This is a genomic window from Marinifaba aquimaris (assembly GCF_013328345.1).
Classification (GTDB): domain Bacteria; phylum Pseudomonadota; class Gammaproteobacteria; order Enterobacterales; family Alteromonadaceae; genus Marinifaba; species Marinifaba aquimaris.
The window spans coordinates 1-21,463 of record NZ_JABULX010000005.1 but is presented as its reverse complement, the minus strand read 5'-3'; the positions used below and the strand labels follow the sequence as shown (position 1 = coordinate 21,463).

Genomic DNA, 21,463 nt, shown 5'->3' with positions numbered 1-21,463 from the left:
TAAATTAAAGGCTTACACGATGCCAACGACCTTTTTCAAGGCCTACTAAATAACGTAAACAACCCCATAAACTGGCACTGTAACCACTGACGATATAAGCCAGCGTAGCCAATTTGGCAGGGCAGTATTTTTTTGGAAGCAAAAGGGCGATTACAGCTAGCATATAGCCTGCTACTTGCACTCCTGCTGCTAATATAAAGAACCAAGATGACGCGCTTAACCATAAGCTACCGGCAAATGCTATCACTAGGATGAACGGCATAATCGTCCTCAATGCTTTACCTGAGAAAAAGTTAAAAGCGATGCCTTTGTATTTTGGATTCAGTAATTCTTTTAAACGCCACAGCTGTTGTATGTTGCCGGCTGCAATACGGCGGCGACGATGGTGATCTTGTTCCATCGCTACTTGCTCTAATTCTAGTGCGGTAATTTGTGTTTCATATGCGGCGCGGTAGCCTTGTTTAACAATGCTCATAGGTAAAATGAAATCGTCATTGATGGTATCTGCCGCTAATGGTGTAAATAGGTCACGACGAAATGCATAAAAAGCTCCGTGTACACCAATTGTTGCACCAAGATTCGCTTCGTTTTGTTTAACCTGGCTTTGGTAATTCCAGTAGTCTCCTTCACCTTGACTACTTGGTGTGAACATTTTGTACAAGCCCGTCACTACACCTACGTCTTCTTGTTCAAAGTGTGAAGCAACGAGCAATAGAGCATCGATTGATAACAAGGCTGAAATATCAGATAAGGCAACGAGATCAGATGACGTTTTACCTATTAAATCATTGAGCACGGCAACCTTGCCGCGGTTTTCTTTGAAATCGAATACTTGGATATTTAAATCAGCCGTTAATGACTCTTGGCAGGCGGCAAGTGCGACTTTTACTGTATCGTCACTACATCCGTCACAACCAATAAATACAGTAAGTTTGTCGCTTGGATAATCCAAACAAGCAAGATTACGGATTTTATCTGCAATGTAACCTTGCTCATTGTAAGCCGGTAAAATTAACGTGATGCTTGGTAACTCTGCATCTGTTTGCTCTGCTTGATAATGACGCTGATAATGATAGTCAGGTGTATGGGCTTTTTCTCGTTTAGCTAACCACTTTAATAGCATTGGGTACCCGATGTGGTGGTAAACAATTAACCAAAAAGCAATTAGGGTAACAATAGCAATTGTGGTGTCCATACAAGCCTCCCACTAGTGGCAGTCGTTGTTATTGCATCTTCAGCTTTTGATAGGCATTTAACATTTGCTCTATCGCCGCAAACTCTTTTACAAAGTTTCGGGTTTTTGCTTTTTGCGATGCAAAGTTGAATTCGTTATGCATTAAAGCATCACTTTCTTTATTCGGTTGTGTGCTTAAATGTAGGTTAACTTTACGAATAGCATTTGCCATGCCAAAACTATCCCCTGGCTTCACAATTTCACCCAAATCTGGACAAAGCGTTTCAAAGCTAGCTCCTGTATTAGTCAGTACCACAGGAATACCACAAGATTGAGCCTCTAAAGGTGATAATGGAAAGCCCTCGTTGTATGAAGGTAGGCAAAAAATATCTAAGCTCTGGTAAAAGCTTGGCATATCTTCAACTAAACCTAAAAAGTGAACGCGTTTTTCAATATCGAGCTCTTTGCATAACTTTCTCAAGTTTTGCTCATTAGAGCCAATACCGGCTAATGCCACATGAACAAAGCTGGGTAATCTTGCCATCGCCTCTAGTAATACCTCTTGGCCTTTAACCGTTTCTAAGCGTCCTGCACAGCCAATAAGTTTTACATCTTGAGGTAATTGCATTCGCGCTCTGGCATCTGCTTGTTGACCTAAACAGAATTTATCTGTGTCGACACCGTTGTAAATCACCTCTGGTGAGATATTGCCTAGCTTCTCAGCTGCAATATCAGCTACTAGATTTGAGTCAGCGATAAAGGTAGGTTTGGCGATATGCAGTGCTATTTTTTGTAAAATGCGATGCTTTTTGTTGTTTAGGTGCCAAGCATCGTGCTCAGTATGCAGTATGTTGCTAATACCCACTAAGCGCGCAGCCGTGCCGCCGTAAATAAGTGGGCCGATATGGTGCGTGTGTATACAATCAGATTCTAAATCGATAAGTAATTGTTTTAATTTCAGTATGGCTTTAAGGCTAAAACCAGGCGGTTTTTCCAAGCATATAATCTTGTCAGAAAAATTCTTTAATCGCGGCCAATGCTGCAGCAGTTCTGACTTTTTTCCATCTAAGCTAATAATAAAATTGCGCTCATTCGCTTGAGTATATTGGGCGAAATCCAATGCCATTGTTTCGATGCCACCAGGGCAAAGTTTTTGTACGATTTGAACGGTAGTAAACATGGCTTTCTCCTCGTAATAAACCTATGGCTAGCTAGCAAATTCACTTTGGCTAGGTAAGCGTGATAACACAGGTAACTGGCTAATTTGTTGTAATTTATCGATACGACGAATAGACGTATCAGTCACTTCAAACATTACTGCAAACCCCACACCTAAAAATAAACCACCGAATAACCCTGCGATGATAAATAGGAACCATGGGAGATTTGAAGGTGCAGTTGGAGTAAATGGACGATCGATCACCTTGATGCGTTTTTTTTCTTCAAACTTACTGAGTGAACCTGTTACTTGCGCCATTTCATAGCGTTCGAGTAAGTCTTCATACATATTACTTTTTACCGATAAGTCGCGCTCTAACTTTTTCAGTTGGTGTTCGTGTTGGCCGTAAGCCGCCACTTTAGGTTCAAGGTCGGCAATGGTTTTTTCTAACCATTTCACTTCTTCTTCCAAGCTTTGAACGCGATTACGAGTGGTTTGCAAACTTTCTAACTGGCTGATTAACAAGGGCTGATTTTTATCACCATCGACCTGCACGTTACTGGCGATATCCCACAGCTGCTGGGTATTTATATTCTCCTGAGTCGATTTCAAAATGGCTTGGCGCTCGGTTTCTAAACGGCGCAGTTTGCGTTCAGCAGCAATCACTTTACTGTGCTTTTCCGTGTAGCGGGTGTTGAGTAACGCTAACTCGCCGCGAATACGGATAATTTGTTCTTCAATGCGGCCTATGATTGGGTTAGTGGTTGATAAAAGTTGACTTATACCACCTAGGCTACTGTTTTTACCTGCAAGTTCTGCTTGGCGCTCTGATAGCTGTTGTTTTAACTGCGTGAGGCGCGTTAAATTTGTTGCATGCATTTCTGGTAGCGCAAAAGCATTGGCGTTGCGAAATTCTGCTAAGGCATTTTCTGCTTTTTCTAAATCTTGTCTTCTGTGTTGGATATGCTCTTCTAAAAAGTAAGCTGAATCGCGAATAGATGAACGTTCAGGCGCAAGTAGTTGTTCGACAAAGTGGCGGCTAACAGAGGTTAATGTCTCTTTCATGCCATCTGGGTTACCTGACTTAAGCGAGATATTAATTAGGTCTTTACCTGCCATGTTCATGCTTAGTTGGTCTGATAGCTGAGCAACCACTGAATCGCGCTCTGCATCGGGCGTTTTATCTGTGATAAGCCCTCGCTCCATTGCAACTGATTGCAAAATATGGCGGCTGTGCAGTAAGGTTGTGAGCGCAGCTATGCGATCTTTAAGCATGGTTGAAACCGCTAAATCCTCTAAAAATGGATTCATTTTAGCCGTTTCCTGAATCAACATACTGGTGTGAGCTTGGTACTGTTTCGCACTGGTAAAACTGACCAACCCGCCAATCAAGGGTAACAAAATCATCGGAATGATAATGACATAGCGCTGACGCCAAGCTCCTGCAAGTAAATAGTGCAGTTGATACGCGAGTGACTTCATATCGCCTCCAATAACTTCTCAACTTGTTGGCTTTTGCTGATCCAAGATTTATTACTGACGGCTTTTCTTAAGCCTTGCTTCATTTCTTCGCTTTGTTGCGCTTTGCTCGCCTCTAAGGTTTCTGCCATCTCTTTTGCCGTAGAGATTGTTTGAACAAAACCTTGATATTGCTTAACGGCATTAAAAGGTGTGGCAATGACGGGTTGGCCTGCCGCTAAATACTCGGTGAGCTTTAGTGGGTTACAGGCTTTAATTTGGCCGTTCAAACGAAAAGGCATTAAAGACGCTGTCCAATGCTGAGAAAAACCGGGTAAATCTTGGTGAGCTTGAGCTTCGACAAAGTGAATGTTTTTTTGCGCTTTTAATTTATCGACATCGGTATGAATGTGACCAATGAAAATAAATTGCCAGTGCGGTAATAATTTTGCTGTTTCTACGACTAAGTCTTGATCTAACCATTCGCTAATGCTGCCGTAGAAACCCGCTGACGGTAAGGCGTTATTTTGGGTAATGTCTTTGAGCTCTTGAGCCATAGGTTTAGGGTCGTTAAATAGCGATAAGTCGACACCGTGCTCTACCCAATGACTTTTAGCTTCTGGAAATTTAGTTTTTAACGTATAGCTTGCTGCGAGAATTAGGTCTGCTTTAGCGATTAATTTTTGTTCGCGACGAGTCACGGTTTCGTGATCTACGCCTGCAAGCGAAGAAAAATCATCACCACAGTAATAGATAACTTTGTCTTCTCCTAGGTGGCCGATTAAATCAGCGGCAGTGGGTAGTGAGATCCATAAATCGTAAGCCTCGCCTTGAGGTAAGAATTTTTTAATGGCCTTGTTAACTTGTTTTGTCAGTAAAAAGCGGGCAACTTCTCTAGCACCTTTTGATTGTGGTGCAGGGATAGTCATAGCACTCATTACGTGAATATTGTCATGAGATGCATTTTGCTTTGCAAAAGGCGAAACTTTTTTGCATTTTTTCGGTTTGAAAAGGTATTGGCCGATTTTGTTTACCACGCGTTGGCAGTCAGTAAAGTTGAATTTAGGTTGGCGTAAACCAATCGAATTAACCCATAGCACTTTGCGTTCGTTCGCCAATAGCTTAACTAAATGTTGCGTACTACTAGGTAAGCCATTGAAATCTTCACCAAAAACTACTAAATGCTTCTTTTTTTGCTGTAAATTCGTCATGGCTTTTCCCTCAAACAAAGTTAGTTAAGTTGCTTAATTACTTTTGCCGGCGAACCAGCAGCCAATACATTGGCTGGTAAATCTCGTGTTACTACACTACCAGCTGCAACTATCGTGCCTTCTCCAATAGTTACACCTGCCATGACACTTACACCTGTTGCCAGCCAGACGTCTTTTTTCAGAATAATGTCCTTCGCTTGGCTATCTAAACACGCTGCACCTTCTGCTCTAGCTTGTGCATCGAGCGGGTGTCCTGGGTAGCCCGCAAAAAATGCGCGACCAGCAATACGCACATTGTCTTCGATCACCACTTTGGTACCACTGGCAATGGTTGTCATCCAGCCGATATCGATATTGTTGCCCAAGATTAACTTAGCTGGCTCGGCGCCGTGTACTCGTCCGCTAAAGGTGCTTTGGCCTGAGATACGACAATCATCACCGACTGTGATATCGATACCACCTGATAAAAAAGGCATGCCGCCATAAAGATATAGACGCTTGGCTGAACCTTTGATTTGGCTTTTAAACAAAGGAGTCCAATAAGTGATTCGAGCTAAGCTTGAAAGAGTATTGGTAATGAATTTATGGCCGTGATAAAGCGGTAGGTAAATGAGTTTCGGCGCAGGTAATTCAAATTGACGAATTGCCTTTATGATTTTAAAAAGTGTTTTGGCGATCGGCTGGTCACTTGTTTTAAGCCATTGTTTTGTTTGGTTCATACTAATAGACATTTTGCGAACTCCTTTTAGAAAATTACAAAGTAAGGGTGCATCACAGAGGCTGCAATACACCCTTGTTGCTACTTACTCGACCGTAACGGATTTAGCTAAGTTGCGCGGTTGATCGACATCATTACCCTTTAAAACTGAAGCGTAATAAGCCAATAACTGCATAGGTAAGTTGTAAATAACAGGCACCATTAAATCGGTTGCTTTAGGTAGGGTAATGGCGTGTTCAATAAAGTCAGATGCTTGAGCTATACCTTGGCTGTCGCTGACTAGAATGATGCGTGCACCGCGCGAGGCAACTTCTCTAAGGTTGGATAAGGTTTTAGCAAATAGCTCATTATTAGGTGCAACTACTACAACAGGCATTGATTCATCCACTAATGCGATAGGACCGTGTTTTAGTTCACCTGCAGGGTAAGCTTCGGCGTGTATATAGCTGATTTCTTTTAATTTCAACGCACCTTCTAGTGCGAGTGGGAAGGCGATACCACGACCCATAAAGAGCGCGTTGTCACTACTTACTAGGCTTTTAGATATCGCTTTAATTTCATTTTCTTGCGCCAATACTGCAGTCATCACACTATCTAGGCTGAAAAGCTCAGTTAACATTCGATCTTCGTCTTGATGGGTGAGTAAACCATTGCTCTTGGCCAAGGTTAACGTCACGGCCATTAATGCTGCTAGCTGAGCGGTGAAGGCTTTGGTTGATGCCACACCTATTTCTCGACCCGCTAAGATGGGTAGCACTAAATCGGATTCGTTAGCCATGGTACTGTTCGTCACGTTGACGATGGAAATACAGGTTTGCCCGGCTTGTTTTGCATGTTGTAAAGCGGCTAATGTGTCGGCGGTCTCGCCGCTTTGAGAAATAAATAGCGCAGCAGATTGCATATTCATAGGCATTTTTCGATAGCGATACTCAGAGGCGATATCTAAATCGACAGGGACACCTGCGAACTCTTCAATCCAGTATTTGGCGACCATGCCGGCATAATAAGAAGTACCACACGCGACAACGGTTAAACGTGAAATTTTATTCGTTAATTTTGTTAATGGTTTTAAGCTAAGGTGTGTCTCACCTTGAACTTCAATCGCTTGTAAGTAGTGTTTTAATGTGCGTTTGAATACTTTAGGTTGCTCGTGCATTTCTTTGTGCATGAAATGTTCGTAACCCGCTTTTTCTGTCACATCGGCTTGAGTTTGACGCGCGATTAATGAGCGTTTGATATCGTCGCCATAAAAATTTGTGATGGTTAATTGTTGCTGCGTGATACGTGCTAGATCACCATCTTGTAAATGACAGCTTGCTTCAGTGTTTTCTGGTAACGCATTATCATCAGATGATATTGAAAAACCTGTTTTACTTTGGCCTATGACTAATGGGCTACCTTGGCGAGCGGCATATAATTCGTATGGACTTTGCTGAAAAATAGCCACTAATGCAAAGCTACCATCTAGTTTGTGAATGGTACTTTTTAGTGCTTGCTCTGCTGTTAAGCCGCGATCAAGGAAGTAAGTTAGTAAAAGTGGGATGACTTCGCTGTCTGTTTCACTTTCAAAGTGGTAATCGGCATCGGTTAAAAAATCACGAAGCGCTTTGTAGTTTTCGATAATACCATTGTGCACTACCGCTACTTTACTGGTCATGTGCGGGTGAGCGTTTAACTCATTAGGTAAACCGTGAGTAGCCCAACGTGTGTGTGCAATGCCTACGTTGCCGTCAATTGGCGAGTTGTATAAAACATTAGCAAGACATTCCAATTTACCTTGAGCACGACGACGCTCGATATGGTTACCTGAAAAAACAGCTACGCCAGCTGAATCATAACCACGGTAAGATAAGCTATCTAAACCTTTAATTAACTCATTAACGACAGGTGTATTGTTAACTGCTGCATAAATACCACACATGATGCTCACCTCTAATTAGTTTAATTTTTTGCTTCAAGGTGAATATAGCGAGGACTATGCCAAACTTTATTTATCTATAAATATCATGTGGTTAAGTGCTTTTTGTTGATGGTTGAACGGTTGAGGAAGTAAGCAGTTTGCAAAATGTTTTGCAAACTGCAAATGCTTAAAATCAACGATTTACTCGAACGTAAAGAAAGATAGTAGGAATTCAGTACCTTCACCCAATTGGGTATTAATTTCTATTTTTGCGTGGTGTTGCTGCAAGATACTGTAGGAGATTGCTAAACCTAAACCTGTTCCTTCACCTTGCTTCTTGGTGGTAAAAAAGGGCGTAAAAATCTGTTTTAGGTCTTCTTCTTTTATACCCGTACCTGTGTCTTTAACACTGACTTTTACTCTGGCTTTATCAATCCAAGTTTTAATTGTTATCGAGCCCCCGCCTTTCATTGCGTGTTTGGCATTGATAAATAAATTAATGAAGACTTGTTGTAATTGACCATCGCTACCCATAATAGGTTTATCGGCTTGAAAATCGGTGATGACTTGATAGTTGTATTTAAGCTCGTTTTTCACCATTTTTAATGCGTGTTCTATCGTACTATTTACATCAATTGCTTCTAGCTCATGATTATCCATGCGCGAGAAACTTCGCAAGGCTTCTACGATATCTCTAATACGATGCAAACCATCAATGCTGGAATTGAGAATCTTTTGACTGTCTTCTAATAGGTAATCGCCTTCTTCATCTTGCCATTTAGCCATTAATGTTCGACAAGCCGCGTCATCTAACTGTTCATTTTCATTTAATGGCTTGAGGACTGATTGTAAAGAAGACAAATAGTCATGCATGGTGTCGATATTACTCATGACATAACCGACCGGGTTATTGATTTCATGGGCAACTCCTGCTGACAACATACCCAGTGAAGCGAGTTTTTCTGAATCGATCAGTTGCTGTTGAGTTTGTTTTAGCGTTTGGTGTGCTTGCTCTAATTCAGCGAGTTGTTTGGCTTGGTTCGTTTCATTTTGTTTGCGTGATAAAGCCAAAATCAGTGTATTTCGCGATGACTCTATCGTTTGTAATTGGCCAATATCTAAATTAGCTTCATCTTCGAATAAAAAGCAGGCTAGGCCAAAGGTCGTTTGGCGATTGTGGCTGTTTTGGTAGAGCGGCACAATATAGGCAAATTGAAATTCAGGGCGATAGGTCTTACCTAATTGCGGGTCTAGATACTCTTCCAAATTGAGTAATTTACATTCTGCTTGCTCAGTTAACTCCATACTCAAGCGAAAACCATCCAAGTGATTGAATAAGGTCCTGAGCTCACTTTCTTCAAATTGCATTAATTGCGTTTCAGCCGCCGGCAGGATTTGAACTCTATCCAATTGGTAGTCAGGCTTGAGCTCGAACATAGTGGCAAAAGCAAATTGCAAAAAGTTGCGACTGCGATCGAGGTAATTATCTAATATGGCAGTCATACTCGCTTGCTGCCAAGTTTCAGCGGCGAGACCGGTTAAAAACTCTAATTGCTTTTGTCTTTCTTGTGCCTGGTGCGTTTGTTCTTGCAATAATTGATTTTTTTCATAAATATCGCTCGCAAACACTTCAATTTTTTGCTCGGCTTCTTTCCTTGCAGCACGCTCTCTGTCTAGGATGTGTTTGAGCGCTTCTAGTTGTTCTTGCTCGTTGCTTTGTTGGCTCATAAAAACTCGATTTCAATATGACAGCAGTCATCACCTTTGTGCATGCATTTAGACTGATCAATTTTTACTTGCTCTTTGAAGTGATCAGCTGCACCTAATATTAGCCCTTCTGATAAAAAACACAGCTTACGCGGTGAGCGATAAATCATGGTCATATACTTTGATTCTTCATCGATATAATCGAATTTAGGTAAGTTTACATCTTGGTAAAGTTTTAGGACTTCAACGTGAATGATTTTTTCGACCATATGTAAAAAGGTGCGTAAATCTTTAGCCTGTTTGGCTTGCTCAGGTGCCATAGGCATCAAGTGTGAAAACAGAGAATAACCAAAGCTTCTGATTAAATCGGGTAATGGGGCATTAAGTTGCTCTGCTAAGTACACGGCAAGCATAGTGATTTCAGTATCGTCGTAACTTTGCGTGCCAACATATATACCTTTGGAGGGTAAATCTAACGTCGAAATGGCTTGGTCCCAAACGGTATAGCCATGACTTTGTTCAACAAATTCTTGAAGATGGTTAAACACCGTTCCTTTCATGATCGGCTCCTTTTTTGAGTTGGCATGCTACGTGCAAAATTTTGATTAATATTAATAGTTATTAATGACATATTCGCATTTTGCAATTAAGTTATAGGATATATTTGCAATGTGAAAACCAGTTTCCACTGAGTTGTCTGCTTTTTGGGGTTGATATGCAGAAGTTAAAGTTAATGATAGTCGATGATGAGCAAGCCATCTTAGATGCCTTGTATAGATTATTCAGAAAAGACTACCAAGTTCACTGTTTTTTAGAAGCGGATCTCGCGCTGAAAGCCTTTGAACGCTACGAGTATGCTGCTGTGATCTCTGATATGAAAATGCCAAATATGACAGGCGATGTTTTTTTACAAAGAGTGAATACTTTAAGCCCGCAAACCACCCGCATACTATTAACGGGTTATTCTGATATCGATAGTACCGCTCGTGCAATTAATCTAGGCAAAGTATCAAACTATGTAAATAAGCCTTGGGATAACAAAGAACTCAAGTTGATTGTCGAAAACGCAGTTGAACAACATCAATTGCACAATGTCGTCGGTTCTATCGATCGTGAGCTGATGGATGAAAATGAAACCCTGAAAGATGATAATGCTTGCTTAAAAGCAAAGTTACACGATGATGAAGCCCAACTGAGCACGCTAAAAAAACAAGTCAAAAGTACCAGGAGTCAGCAACGAGGTATGCTGCAGGATGTACTCACTATGCTCAACATGTTAACCAATAAATTTGAGCATGCTAATCATAGCCATATCAAGCGCGTAGCAAGCCATTGTCGCCATTTAGCAAATTATATGCAGCTCGATAAGCAAACTGTTAGCCATAGTTACTTAGTTGGTTTATTACATGAAATTGGTAAGTTAGTGGTCAGTGAGCAAGTGTTAAACACACCTGAAAACAAACTAGACAAAGACGCTATTGAACTGCGGAAAAGTCATGCCATTAAAGGTGCCGAAATACTTTCAACTATGCCGCAATTAAAAGAAATTGCCATGGGCGTTAAGCATCAATATGAGAGTTTTGATGGCACTGGAACCCCAAGTCACCTGAAAGCAGAAGCGATACCAATCGAATCGAGAATATTGGCTGTAGTGAATGATTTTGATAAGCATTTATTGGGTATAGCAACAGGTGAAACGTTGAGCTTTGATAAGGCAAAAAATATGTTAGAAAAACATACGGGCCATCGATATGACCCTGAAGTTTTCAAAGCGTATTTTGAATTACTCGCGATGCCAAAGGTTCAATTTTCTGAACAGTTTGAAATGTGTATCAGTGTTGATTTGCTACAACCCGGCATGGTGTTATCAAGAGACCTAACAAATAAGCAAGATGCTATTATGTTGACCAAAGGCACTGAGATGACCGACCAAATCATAGGGCGATTAAAGCAGTACGAAGAAGACTGGAAATATGTATTTAACGTAGTCGTGGCTTAATGACTGCGATTATCCTTTATTTAAATAAGTTAGCTCAATTTTACTGGTTTTTTACCTTTGCTTCTCTAACTGAAAAAACATATGTAAGCGATTAAAATGACATCATTTAAGGTTTTGTTCTAAGTAAATCGGTTAATTTATAACAAATCCCTGTTTTACCCTTATCAGTTGAGCTGGAGTACGCTAGAATCGTCGCCATTTAGCGTCTTTTGTTGCCTTTATACTGGCAATTAGAGATCGAACCGTTTCAGATTATTAGAAGAATATCGCTTTATGGCAAAGTACGACATTAAAACCTTCCAAGGTATGATCTTAGCCTTGCAAGATTATTGGGCCGAAAAAGGCTGCACTATCGTTCAACCACTTGATATGGAAGTGGGCGCGGGTACATTCCACCCAATGACTTTTTTACGCTCGATTGGTCCAGAGCCACATAACTGTGCTTATGTGCAACCTTGTCGTCGTCCTACCGATGGCCGTTACGGTGAAAACCCTAACCGCTTACAACACTACTACCAGTTCCAAGTGATCTTAAAACCATCACCTAAAAATATTCAGGAGCTGTACTTAGGCTCGTTAGAGTTATTAGGTTTTGACACTGAAACCCACGACGTACGTTTTGTTGAAGATAACTGGGAATCACCAACGCTTGGTGCTTGGGGTCTTGGTTGGGAAGTTTGGTTAAACGGTATGGAAGTGACTCAGTTCACTTATTTCCAACAAGTTGGTGGCCTTGAGTGTAAGCCGGTATCTGGTGAGATCACTTACGGTATCGAGCGTTTAGCTATGTACGTACAAGGCGTAGACAGTATTTATGACCTAGTTTGGACAGATGGTCCATTAGGTAAAGTGACTTACGGTGATATCTTCCACCAAAATGAAGTTGAGCAATCGGCTTATAACTTTGAACACGCTGATGTTGATGCGCTTTTTGCTCAGTTCGACCAGTGTGAAAAAGACAGTCAAAAGCTAATTGAAAAAGGTTTACCACTGCCAGCTTATGAGCAAGTAATGAAAGCTTCTCATGCCTTTAACTTATTAGATGCGCGCCATGCGATTTCTGTGACTGAGCGTCAGCGTTACATCTTACGTGTGCGCACATTGGCTAAAGCCTGTGCTGAAGCGTATTACGCTGCCCGTGAAGAGTTAGGTTTCCCAATGTTAAAGAAAGCTAAAGGTGAGGGAGAAGCATAATGGCTGAGAATCTATTAATTGAAATTGGTACTGAAGAATTACCACCAAAAGCATTACGCTCACTAGCGACAGCCTTTGCTGAAAACGTAGAAGCAGAATTAAAAATCGCTGATTTAGCGTTTGATGCCGTTAACTGGTTAGCTTCACCTCGTCGTTTAGCTGTTAAAGTGACCGCTTTAGCTGCGCAACAAGCAGATAAAATTGTTGAGAAGCGCGGTCCTGCAGTGCAAGCTGCCTTTGATGCTGATGGTAATCCAACAAAAGCGGCTATGGGTTGGGCGCGTGGTTGCGGTATTGATGTTGCTGATGCTGAGCGCTTAGAAACTGATAAAGGTGCTTGGTTATTACACAAGGCCGAGGTTAAAGGTAAGACAGTTGCTGAGTTAGTACCTGAAATTGCTGCTAAAGCGCTAGCTAAATTACCTATCCCTAAGCCAATGCGCTGGGGTGCAAGTGATACTCAGTTTATTCGCCCTGTTCATACGGCCACTATTTTATACGGTGCCACTTCAATCGATGCTGAGTTATTAGGTGTTAAGACGGGTCTTGAATTACAAGGTCATCGTTTCCACCATAAAGGTAGCGTTGCTATCGCCAATGCCGATGAATATGAAGCGGTATTAAAAGAAGCAAAAGTCATTGCTGATTTTAATGCGCGTAAAGAAGCGATTAAAACCCAAGCACAAGCGAAAGCAAGCGAGCTTGGCGGCGTCGCCGATTTTGATGAAGAATTATTAGATGAAGTAACAGCCCTTGTTGAGTGGCCTGTGGTGTTAGTGGCTTCTTTTGAAGAAGAGTTCCTTGCAGTACCAGATGAAGCGCTTATCTATACGATGAAAGGCGATCAGAAGTACTTCCCTGTTTTAGATAAAAACGGTGCTTTAATTAACAAGTTTATCTTCGTTTCTAACATCGAATCTAAAGACCCTGCACAAGTTATCGCTGGTAACGAAAAAGTGGTTCGCCCACGTTTAAAAGATGCTGAGTTCTTCTTTGAAACGGATAAGAAGAAAACATTAGAAAGCCGTTTAGAAAGCTTAAAGACGGTTTTATTCCAAAAGCAGTTAGGTACTTTATTTGAAAAATCTGAGCGCATCAGCGAGTTAGCTGGCTTTATCGCCAGCAAAATTGGTGCGGATGAAGCTAATGCAAAGCGCGCAGGTTTATTAAGTAAAACTGACTTAATGACTGAAATGGTGATGGAATTTACCGGTACGCAAGGCGCTATGGGTATGCACTATGCACGCCTTGACGGTGAACAAGAAGATGTTGCCGTTGCACAAAACGAGCAATACATGCCGCGCTTTGCTGGTGATGCATTACCAGCAGGTTTAGTTTCTTGTGCGGTAGCACTTGCCGATAAATTCGATACCTTAGCCGGTATTATGGGCATTGGTATGTTGCCAAAAGGTGCATCAGACCCATTTGCGCTTCGTCGTGCTGCTATCGGTGCTTTACGTATCATTGTTGAGCGTGAATTAAACTTAGACTTTGCAGAAATCACAGCAAAGGCCATTGAGTTATTCGGCGATAAGTTAACCAATGATAACGTCCAAGCTGACGTGACTGATTTCATCTTTGCTCGTTTCCGCGCTTGGTATCAAGATCAAGGTTTCGAAGTGGAGTTAATCCAATCGGTATTAGAACAGCGTCCTACTGAGCCATTAGACTTTGACCAACGCGTAAAAGCCGTTGCTGAATTTAAGAAATTAGATGCTGCTGAAGCACTCGCTGCCGCTAATAAGCGTGTAGGTAATATCTTGGCTAAATTTGATGGTGAGTTAGCTAGTGAAGTGAACACTGACTTACTTGTTGAAGCTGATGAAAAAGCATTAGCGCAAGCTGTGGCTGATTTATCAACAAAACTTGCACCAGTATTTGCTGAGCGCCAATACGGTCAAGCTTTAGCTGAGTTAGCTACTCTTCGTACTACAGTTGATAGCTTCTTTGATAATGTTATGGTTATGAGTGATGATGAAGCGATTAAGCAAAACCGCTTAGTATTATTATCACAGCTACGCGGTTTATTCTTAAAAATTGCGGATATCTCTGTATTACAAAAGTAAGCAAATTAATCTAGAGGTTGTGCTAAGTCACCATAACAGGTGACTTAGCTAATAAATATAATGAAAAAGCTCATTCCGTTAAGTTTATTCGCCGTATTGGTTTCTGCTTGTTCTACTACACCACAGGCACCAATCGAAATTGATCGTTCAGACGAGTTGTACCTCAGAGGTAGTTTTACCTGGTGGGATGCTGAAAAAGATTACCTTGTTAAAAAAGTTCAAGATCAGGTCTATCGTACTACGGTTGATTTAGTGGCCGATGGTCAACCTTATGAATTTAGGTTTGCAGATGAAGCTTGGTCGACAGGTAATAATTGTGGTTACCTAGACAAAGCAAGCGATGAAACAATTGCGCTAGACACTCCGGTAACAGGTAATTGTTTAGCTAATTACGAGAGCTTTTTATTCACTCCAGATGAAAGTGGTAAATACGATTTTTATATTGATTTTACCTTAGATGAAGTGAAACCTAAGATCTGGATCAAGCCACACCAGCCAGGTTTATTAGAGCAAGTTGTTGAACCTATTAATAAAGCTTTACCCGACCTTTAACTGGTCGTCGGTCAGTATTAATTATACTAAATATTGGTTCTTGCGATATTTTGGCTTTGGATTTTTGATTAATTCAGAACATTTCAAAGCGATTAGTTTAAAAAAGCGCTAATCTATTGAGGATTCTTTTTGATAGTTTAGGGCACGTTTCCCGTTTAGGTTGTTAAGCTAACTATGCCATTAGCAAGGTTTTTTATTTTTTTAGCGCTCCTCTTTAGCTCCATTGCCAGAGCCGATCTGCTTGCTGCAAAATTAAACTACCAACAAAAAGCCTTCCCAAAAGCATTCACTGAATTTACCGAGCTCGCTAAGTTAGGTAATACAGATGCCATATACAATCTTGGAGTGATGTATCTGCACGGGCAAGGTACAAATAAAAACCTAGCTGCTGCCTTTCATTGTTTTAACGCCGCTGCACAGCAGGGCATGGCTGATGCTGTCTCTACCGCTGATTTGGTCAAACAAGTCGCCAGTAAAAACCCAAATTTCAGTAATGAACTCAATCTTATTGCTAAAGCGCTACCTTTTGCTGAGATTCGCTCAGAACTTTTACCTGAACTTACCGAGCAAGGCACACGTCAGCAACAAAGCTACATAAATAAGTTAGAACATTATATCGCTCCAACCTATCCTGAACGTGCCAAAGCAAAAGGCATAGAGGGGTGGGTTTGGTTGCAGTTTGATGTTTTGGGGCAGCAAGCCAGTAATATTAAAGTCATTGATAGCTATCCAGAAAAAACGTTTGAGCTTGGTTTGTTGAAAGTACTAGAAAAATGGCGTTTTGATGTCACACAGCAAGGTTACGATCAGCAGTTAGTTTTTCACTTTTCAACTCGCAAAGGCCAGCGCTATCAAAGCCAATTTTTTAAACAAAAAAGAAAATACCAAGAGCGCGTTAATCAACTGATCAACAGTGCTGAGGAAGGTAACGCCCAATTGCAGTTTCATGTGGCCAATTGGCTTGCAGGGGATGAGCACAATTTGAGTTATTTGTTAAAAAGTCATTGGTCAAGTGACAATGCGGATATGCAGTTATTACTTCAATCGGCACAAAACAATTATCCTCAAGCACAATTCAGATTAGCGGCTATGTTAATGTCAGGGAATGGCGTTGTACAAGATAGTAATAAAGCCAAAGCTTGGTTGGCTATCAGTGCTGCTAATGGCTTTGAGCCCGCTAAACAGCAAATCATTGCTCAGCAAAATCGCGGGAATGCGAGTTAATTATTTATTCAGCTTTTGGCTTAAGTAAGAATATATCAGACTCTAAGCTATCCACCTTACTAATCACCAATGATTGACCATCTGAGCTACTGGCAATATTCAGTACAATATCAATATCAGCAAAGTCTCGTCCAATCGTCGCAATTTCATCTAGTACTTCACTCGATTTATTAAACCTAAATAATGACAATTGCTGACGCTCACTGATGATAAAAAAGATATGTTCTTGACTAATTGCAGGTTGATACTTAGTTAAGTTATCTAATAACCAAGCTTGTTCTTCTTCTTCGGCTTCTTGCCATTTTAAACCTAACAAAACAGGGCTCAAATGCTGACTAACTTTGATTAAATAATCAGAAGTGGATGGGTTGAGTGACTGCCACTTTGTTATGTTTACCTGGTCTGCAGAAGTTACAGCTTTTAAACCTAACTCATAATAAAACAACTGGCTTGTTTGCGTTTCTAGTTTACTGGTGAAGTAAAAACCGTCGCCATCTAAATGCCAGATTAAATCGCTTATGTCGACAAAACTCGCTAATACAGATGTCAATTTTTGGTTTTGAATATTCAATAAATGCAATGACCCTTGTTGATCGACTATAAGCAAGTGATTGTTATCAGGCGACCAAAGTGAATACTGAGGGATAACATTAATAGGCAATTGCGACAGACGCTGAGTAGTATTTTTTCGTTTGTGTTTAAGCCAAATTTCGATGCCAGCCTGACTGTCATGTGAAAATGAAAAATAAACGATTTGGTTAGCGTCTGGGCTGATATTAGGCAGAATATCAAAACGTGTAGAAGAGGAAAGTTGGTGCCCTATATTAGCTTGGTTTTGCTTTATTGAAATCGGGTAAACGTTAACGTTAGCGATTCCCTCGGCTATGGCCAATTGTTGTTGATTATTAATGGTTAAGTCAGTCACATAGTTAGCTGTGGCATGGCTAAATAGAATATGGCTATTAAAATTGGTCAGATAAAGTTTGTCATGACCATACCAAAAGTGATCGTTATCCTGCCAAGTAATTCCCCAAAATGGCATGGCACTTTGCTTGATTGTTTTTAATGTTTTATTGGTTAAGTTAAAAACAACAATTTGGTTTGTGGGTTGTTCTGTCACTAATAACAATTGTTCTAGGTCAGGACTAATCGCCATGTGTGTTGGTTCGATTTCAACCAAAATCTTTTGTTCGGTGACCGCACGTGAGTCAAAGTCGATAGTCAGCTCGAATAAACCATTATCTTGCAATAATAGTTGATTGTTTTTATGCCAGATTAGTTCAGCATTTGGGTTGGCATTGGAGCAATTAAATAACGTTTTATCTTCACTCAAACGCCACATCTCGACAGGCTGTCTAATGGATAACAATTGATATTGGCAGCTAAAAGCATTGTATTTTCGGTAAATAAGCCAATTGCCATCTGGAGACCAAGTGGGCATATCTTCGTTGAAGTGACTAGAGCGAATAGCATTGAGCGTGAAGTTAGTACTATCGTAGATTATTAAGTCGCGGTTTGATTGATCACTACTGTATTGGCTGTAGGCGATATATCTGTCATCTGTGGAGTAACTTAGGTTGTTTTCAGCGCCTGGAGCAGAGGTGATACGAGAGATATATTGGTATTCAATTTGTTCTTCTTCAAGCCAATACAAACTTAACCACGTAGCAACCACCCCGATAATGAGTCCAGCTGCGAGTAGGCTGCTGACAAATACAGATTGGTTTTTAACGACTTGCTCGGCTTGCTCATTTAGTGATTGCGGGACTTCGATTTCAGCTATCAGTTGATAGCCTACTCGTGGAACAGTTCGAATAAACTGAGACTGGCCAGATTCTTCCCCAAGAGCTTTGCGCAGTTGGGTGATGGCTTGGCTAACTGAGTTGTCGCTGACGATGGTATCTGGCCATAACGTATCCATGATCGTTTGACGCGAGACCGATTGACCGTGTTGCTCAACTAAAAGCTTAAGTAACGTCGCCGTTCTCGCTTCTATTTGTCGCCATTGACCGTTAACTTTTAATTTTAGCGCAGCAAAATCAACAACTACTTTGTTGATTAAAATTCTATTTGCTGGCAGTCCATTCATCAATTTTAGTTATTAGTCATTTTTATCGTTATCGCTAGCCCCATTCTAATCAGCTAGGTACCCTAGAACAAGCCTAAATTCAAGACTTTGCGACGGAATTATTGGTATTTGCTATTAGGTTAGATACAATGATTCGGTTTATAAATGGATACAATAATAAGCTCAGTTTGTAGGGGCAAAATAATGAATTTAGTAAAGCCAATTTCTTATCTCAGTCTGTGTATTTCTGCAATCTGTCAATCGACAGCTTTTGCTAGTCAAGAAGCAGATGATGCCTCCGCTGAAGCTTTACTCGAACGTATTCAAATCAAAGGTATTCGTTCCAGTCTTACTCGTTCTGTTAGCCTTAAAAAAGAAGCTGATCAAGTTTTGGAAGTGATCACTGCCGAAGATATTGGTTTATTCCCCGATCAAAATATTGCTGAATCTTTGCAACGTGTTGCGGGTGTTGCCATGGTACGTGCATTTGGTGAAGGTGAGCGTATCAGTATTCGTGGTACTGAGCCTAGCCAGAACATTACTATGCTCAATGGTCAAAATATCGCTTCTGAAGATTGGTGGTTTATTGGTCAACCTCAGCGAAGTTTCAATTACACTGTATTGCCTTCCGAGATTATTAGTTCATTGGAAGTACAAAAATCACCAACGGCTGATCAAAATGAAGGCTCTTTAGGTGGCAGTGTGGATATTAAAACCCATTTGCCATTTGATTTGCCTGATGCGCATACCATAGTGATGGCCAAAGCGCAGTACAGTGACTTATCGGAAGAAACCGACCCTCAACTGTTTTTCATGCATAATTGGATAAATGAAGAAGAGGACTTTGGGGCCTTGGTTTCATTTACACGACACGAACGCACATTACGTCGTGATGGTATCGAGAGTGGCTCTTGGGTTAATGGTGAATTTGAGCGACTCGATAACGGTTATTTATTAGCGGTTGCACCCGACGCAAGGCCAGAACCAGAGCACTTTAACGTGCTTTATCCAAACTGGGGCGGCTCGGCTTACTTTACTCAAGAACGGATCCGCACGACGGGCACTTTAGCCCTACAGTGGCAACTTAATGATTGGGATTGGCAATTCAACAGCTTGGTCACTCAACTTGAATCTGACAATGTCAATCAGGGTTTTATGTGGTTCCCAACTGTTAAGTTAGTCGAGTTACCCGATGATCAATTTACCGTAGTTGATGATGTTATCCGCAGTATCAGTTACCCAGAAAATGACACTTACAACGCGGGTTTGATCGCTATTGATCGCCATTCAGAGTCTTTGATGTACAGTATGCAATTAATTGCCGAACGAGATGTTGATGGCGGGCATTACGAATATCAATTGGGTTATTCACACAGTGAAACGGACAAGCCTTCTGAGTACTTATCTATTTGGCTGCGTCCTTCAGCGACCGATGTGCAAATGGATAGAGAAAACATCATTGTTGATTATGCTTACGATCCAGCTGACCCCAATAATTGGCCGCTATCAGGCTTAGATTCTGCTATCAATGATGCCGAAGACAGTGAAATTTATGGGCAGGCAGATTTTGAATTTTTCTTGCAAGACTCTTTATTTGAACAAGTGAAATTCGGTTTTAAGTTCAGACATCACAACCGTACTTATAAACGCGATAGTGCGAGTTATGATGTGGGAATAGACGCTACCGTTGCTGATTTTGAGCAGAGCTTACCTAATAACTTTCTCGATGAGTTAGGTTCTGCAGATACGGTGAAAGATTTCTCTATTGTGGATGTCGATGCTGTTTTTCCTTATTTCCCTGAAGGAGATTATAAACCTGATCACGCATCTTCATTTGAAGTGGAAGAAGCTATTTTTGCTGCTTATGTGAGATTTGATTTTAACTTTGGCAATGTCAGCGGCAATATCGGAACACGTGCTGTTAGTACACATGTTGATTCGTCAGGGTATGCGTTGGAAAGACTTGGTGATGAAGAATACATCTGGCAGACCGAAGAAAATAACTACTTCAACCTATTACCTAGCTTTAACTTAAAGTTACCGATTAAAGACGATTTACAGTTCAGATTTAGCTATGCACATGTTTTGTCTCGCCCAGAATATAGTCAGCTATCGAATGCAATCGATTATCAGCCAACTAACGGTGTGGTTGTTGCTGGTAACCCTCAACTCGATCCCTTAACGGCACATAATTATGAGTTTGGGGCTGAGTGGTATTGGAATGATTATTCTTATGCTTCTGCTACTGCATTTTACCGTGGAGTGAGTGAGTTTATTGAAGAGTCCACTACTCTTAGAGATTACAATGGTGAGCAACTTTTAGTTCAGGAACCTGACAATACCTTAGGTGGCAGTTACGAAGGTATTGAATTAACGATCCAACGAGAAATTATCGACGGTTGGGGGGTTATCGCTAACTACACCTTTATGCAAGGTGATCGATATAAAGAATCTGAAGTCCCAAGTCTACCTGGCTTATCAAAAGAGATTTACAACATTAGCGGCTTTTATGATGATGACACTTTCCAAGCGCGTCTATCCTATAATTTCCGCTCGAATTACGCGACAGGTGCCGCATTTAATGTGACTGATGACTACGGTCAATGGGATTTTAGCTTTAAAGCCAACATTAATGAAAATATTGCCTTAATGTTTGATGTGCTCAATATTACCGATGAAACCTTGTTTTTATACAACAAAACAACTTACGCACCGACTAATATCTATCACAATGGTCGACGCTTCTTCACTGGTATTCGGGCAGAGTTTTAACGTTTAATGTTGAATACATGACCCATCCTAGTATGGGTTGACACTTTTTTGATCAAAACGCCTGATGAATTTCATCGGGCGTTTTGTATTTTAAGGCCGAATGTGGCCTTTGTTGATTATATAAATCGACTGATTGTTTTACCATTTCCCTTGCCTCATTTAGGTTATTTGGTTTCATTAACAAGTATTCGTTTTTAAGAATACCGTTTACTCTCTCAGCCAGTGCATTTTGATAGCAGTCATAACCATCTGTCATTGAAC

16 protein-coding genes are annotated in these 21,463 nt (G+C 40.9%); 6 read left to right on the top strand and 10 right to left on the bottom strand.

Annotation, left to right across the window (positions count from 1 at the left end; genetic code table 11):
* Positions 1-4: 4 nt before the first annotated feature.
* From HR060_RS04700 to HR060_RS04665, 8 genes are all read right to left on the bottom strand, one after another.
* A complete protein-coding gene (locus HR060_RS04700; RefSeq protein WP_174199130.1) occupies positions 5-1,195 on the bottom strand; it encodes a glycosyltransferase family 2 protein in 1,191 nt (396 codons plus the stop codon).
* A 28-nt stretch (positions 1,196-1,223) separates the two neighbouring features.
* Complete coding sequence (locus HR060_RS04695; protein WP_174199129.1) at positions 1,224-2,354, bottom strand: glycosyltransferase; 1,131 nt, start codon at positions 2,352-2,354, stop codon at positions 1,224-1,226.
* A gap of 27 nt (positions 2,355-2,381) precedes the next feature.
* Complete coding sequence (locus tag HR060_RS04690) at positions 2,382-3,815, bottom strand: GumC family protein (RefSeq protein WP_174199128.1); 1,434 nt, start codon at positions 3,813-3,815, stop codon at positions 2,382-2,384.
* On the bottom strand, positions 3,812-5,002 hold the full coding sequence (locus tag HR060_RS04685; protein WP_174199127.1) for a glycosyltransferase: 1,191 nt from the start codon (positions 5,000-5,002) through the stop codon (positions 3,812-3,814). The genes HR060_RS04690 and HR060_RS04685 overlap by 4 nt, the downstream gene beginning before the upstream one ends.
* Before the next feature lie 20 nt (positions 5,003-5,022).
* Positions 5,023-5,733, bottom strand: coding sequence for an acyltransferase (locus HR060_RS04680; protein WP_217434874.1), 711 nt, complete (start codon positions 5,731-5,733; stop codon positions 5,023-5,025).
* 72 nt (positions 5,734-5,805) lie between these two features.
* Positions 5,806-7,641 carry a glutamine--fructose-6-phosphate transaminase (isomerizing) gene (glmS, locus tag HR060_RS04675; protein WP_174199126.1) on the bottom strand — a complete coding sequence of 612 codons (1,836 nt, stop codon included), beginning with the start codon at positions 7,639-7,641 and terminating at the stop codon, positions 5,806-5,808.
* Between the two features lie 180 nt (positions 7,642-7,821).
* On the bottom strand, positions 7,822-9,348 hold the full coding sequence (locus HR060_RS04670; RefSeq protein WP_174199125.1) for a sensor histidine kinase: 1,527 nt from the start codon (positions 9,346-9,348) through the stop codon (positions 7,822-7,824).
* Positions 9,345-9,887 (bottom strand): heme NO-binding domain-containing protein, encoded by a 543-nt coding sequence (locus tag HR060_RS04665; RefSeq protein WP_174199124.1) that lies wholly within the window; start codon positions 9,885-9,887, stop codon positions 9,345-9,347. Before HR060_RS04665 ends, HR060_RS04670 begins: the two co-directional genes overlap by 4 nt.
* A gap of 155 nt (positions 9,888-10,042) precedes the next feature.
* Here HR060_RS04665 and HR060_RS04660 point away from each other — a divergent pair, with 155 nt between their 5' ends.
* From HR060_RS04660 to HR060_RS04640, 5 genes are all read left to right on the top strand, one after another.
* Positions 10,043-11,326 (top strand): HD domain-containing phosphohydrolase, encoded by a 1,284-nt coding sequence (locus tag HR060_RS04660; RefSeq protein WP_174199123.1) that lies wholly within the window; start codon positions 10,043-10,045, stop codon positions 11,324-11,326.
* Between the two features lie 273 nt (positions 11,327-11,599).
* Positions 11,600-12,520 (top strand): glycine--tRNA ligase subunit alpha, encoded by a 921-nt coding sequence (gene glyQ / locus HR060_RS04655; RefSeq protein WP_174199122.1) that lies wholly within the window; start codon positions 11,600-11,602, stop codon positions 12,518-12,520.
* Positions 12,517-14,586 carry a glycine--tRNA ligase subunit beta gene (gene glyS / locus HR060_RS04650; RefSeq protein ID WP_174199316.1) on the top strand — a complete coding sequence of 690 codons (2,070 nt, stop codon included), beginning with the start codon at positions 12,517-12,519 and terminating at the stop codon, positions 14,584-14,586. Before glyQ ends, glyS begins: the two co-directional genes overlap by 4 nt.
* A gap of 60 nt (positions 14,587-14,646) precedes the next feature.
* Complete coding sequence (locus HR060_RS04645; RefSeq protein WP_174199121.1) at positions 14,647-15,138, top strand: early set domain-containing protein; 492 nt, start codon at positions 14,647-14,649, stop codon at positions 15,136-15,138.
* Between the two features lie 174 nt (positions 15,139-15,312).
* Entirely contained in the window at positions 15,313-16,362 is a 1,050-nt protein-coding gene (locus HR060_RS04640; protein WP_174199120.1) for an energy transducer TonB, read from the top strand.
* 4 nt (positions 16,363-16,366) lie between these two features.
* On the opposite strand, the gene HR060_RS04635 is transcribed toward HR060_RS04640, so the two are convergent.
* Positions 16,367-18,451 (bottom strand): winged helix-turn-helix domain-containing protein, encoded by a 2,085-nt coding sequence (locus tag HR060_RS04635; RefSeq protein WP_174199119.1) that lies wholly within the window; start codon positions 18,449-18,451, stop codon positions 16,367-16,369.
* Positions 18,452-18,634: 183 nt separating this feature from the next.
* Between HR060_RS04635 and HR060_RS04630 the strand changes: the two genes are divergently transcribed.
* Entirely contained in the window at positions 18,635-21,202 is a 2,568-nt protein-coding gene (locus HR060_RS04630; protein ID WP_174199118.1) for a TonB-dependent receptor, read from the top strand.
* 52 nt (positions 21,203-21,254) lie between these two features.
* Here HR060_RS04630 and HR060_RS04625 read toward each other — a convergent pair.
* On the bottom strand, positions 21,255-21,463 hold a 209-nt coding region (locus HR060_RS04625), incomplete at its 5' end, for an integrase core domain-containing protein (protein WP_174198709.1).

Excerpts from the sequence above, each read along its gene's own strand:
- HR060_RS04700 (WP_174199130.1), bottom strand. The coding sequence starts at position 1,195 with ATGGACACCACAATTGCTATTGTTACCCTAATTGCTTTTTGGTTAATT.
- HR060_RS04695 (WP_174199129.1), bottom strand. The coding sequence starts at position 2,354 with ATGTTTACTACCGTTCAAATCGTACAAAAACTTTGCCCTGGTGGCATC.
- HR060_RS04690 (WP_174199128.1), bottom strand. The coding sequence starts at position 3,815 with ATGAAGTCACTCGCGTATCAACTGCACTATTTACTTGCAGGAGCTTGG.
- HR060_RS04685 (WP_174199127.1), bottom strand. The coding sequence starts at position 5,002 with ATGACGAATTTACAGCAAAAAAAGAAGCATTTAGTAGTTTTTGGTGAA.
- HR060_RS04680 (WP_217434874.1), bottom strand. The coding sequence starts at position 5,733 with ATGTCTATTAGTATGAACCAAACAAAACAATGGCTTAAAACAAGTGAC.
- glmS (WP_174199126.1), bottom strand. The coding sequence starts at position 7,641 with ATGTGTGGTATTTATGCAGCAGTTAACAATACACCTGTCGTTAATGAG.
- HR060_RS04670 (WP_174199125.1), bottom strand. The coding sequence starts at position 9,348 with ATGAGCCAACAAAGCAACGAGCAAGAACAACTAGAAGCGCTCAAACAC.
- HR060_RS04665 (WP_174199124.1), bottom strand. The coding sequence starts at position 9,887 with ATGAAAGGAACGGTGTTTAACCATCTTCAAGAATTTGTTGAACAAAGT.
- HR060_RS04660 (WP_174199123.1), top strand. The coding sequence starts at position 10,043 with ATGCAGAAGTTAAAGTTAATGATAGTCGATGATGAGCAAGCCATCTTA.
- glyQ (WP_174199122.1), top strand. The coding sequence starts at position 11,600 with ATGGCAAAGTACGACATTAAAACCTTCCAAGGTATGATCTTAGCCTTG.
- HR060_RS04645 (WP_174199121.1), top strand. The coding sequence starts at position 14,647 with ATGAAAAAGCTCATTCCGTTAAGTTTATTCGCCGTATTGGTTTCTGCT.
- HR060_RS04640 (WP_174199120.1), top strand. The coding sequence starts at position 15,313 with ATGCCATTAGCAAGGTTTTTTATTTTTTTAGCGCTCCTCTTTAGCTCC.
- HR060_RS04635 (WP_174199119.1), bottom strand. The coding sequence starts at position 18,451 with ATGAATGGACTGCCAGCAAATAGAATTTTAATCAACAAAGTAGTTGTT.
- HR060_RS04630 (WP_174199118.1), top strand. The coding sequence starts at position 18,635 with ATGAATTTAGTAAAGCCAATTTCTTATCTCAGTCTGTGTATTTCTGCA.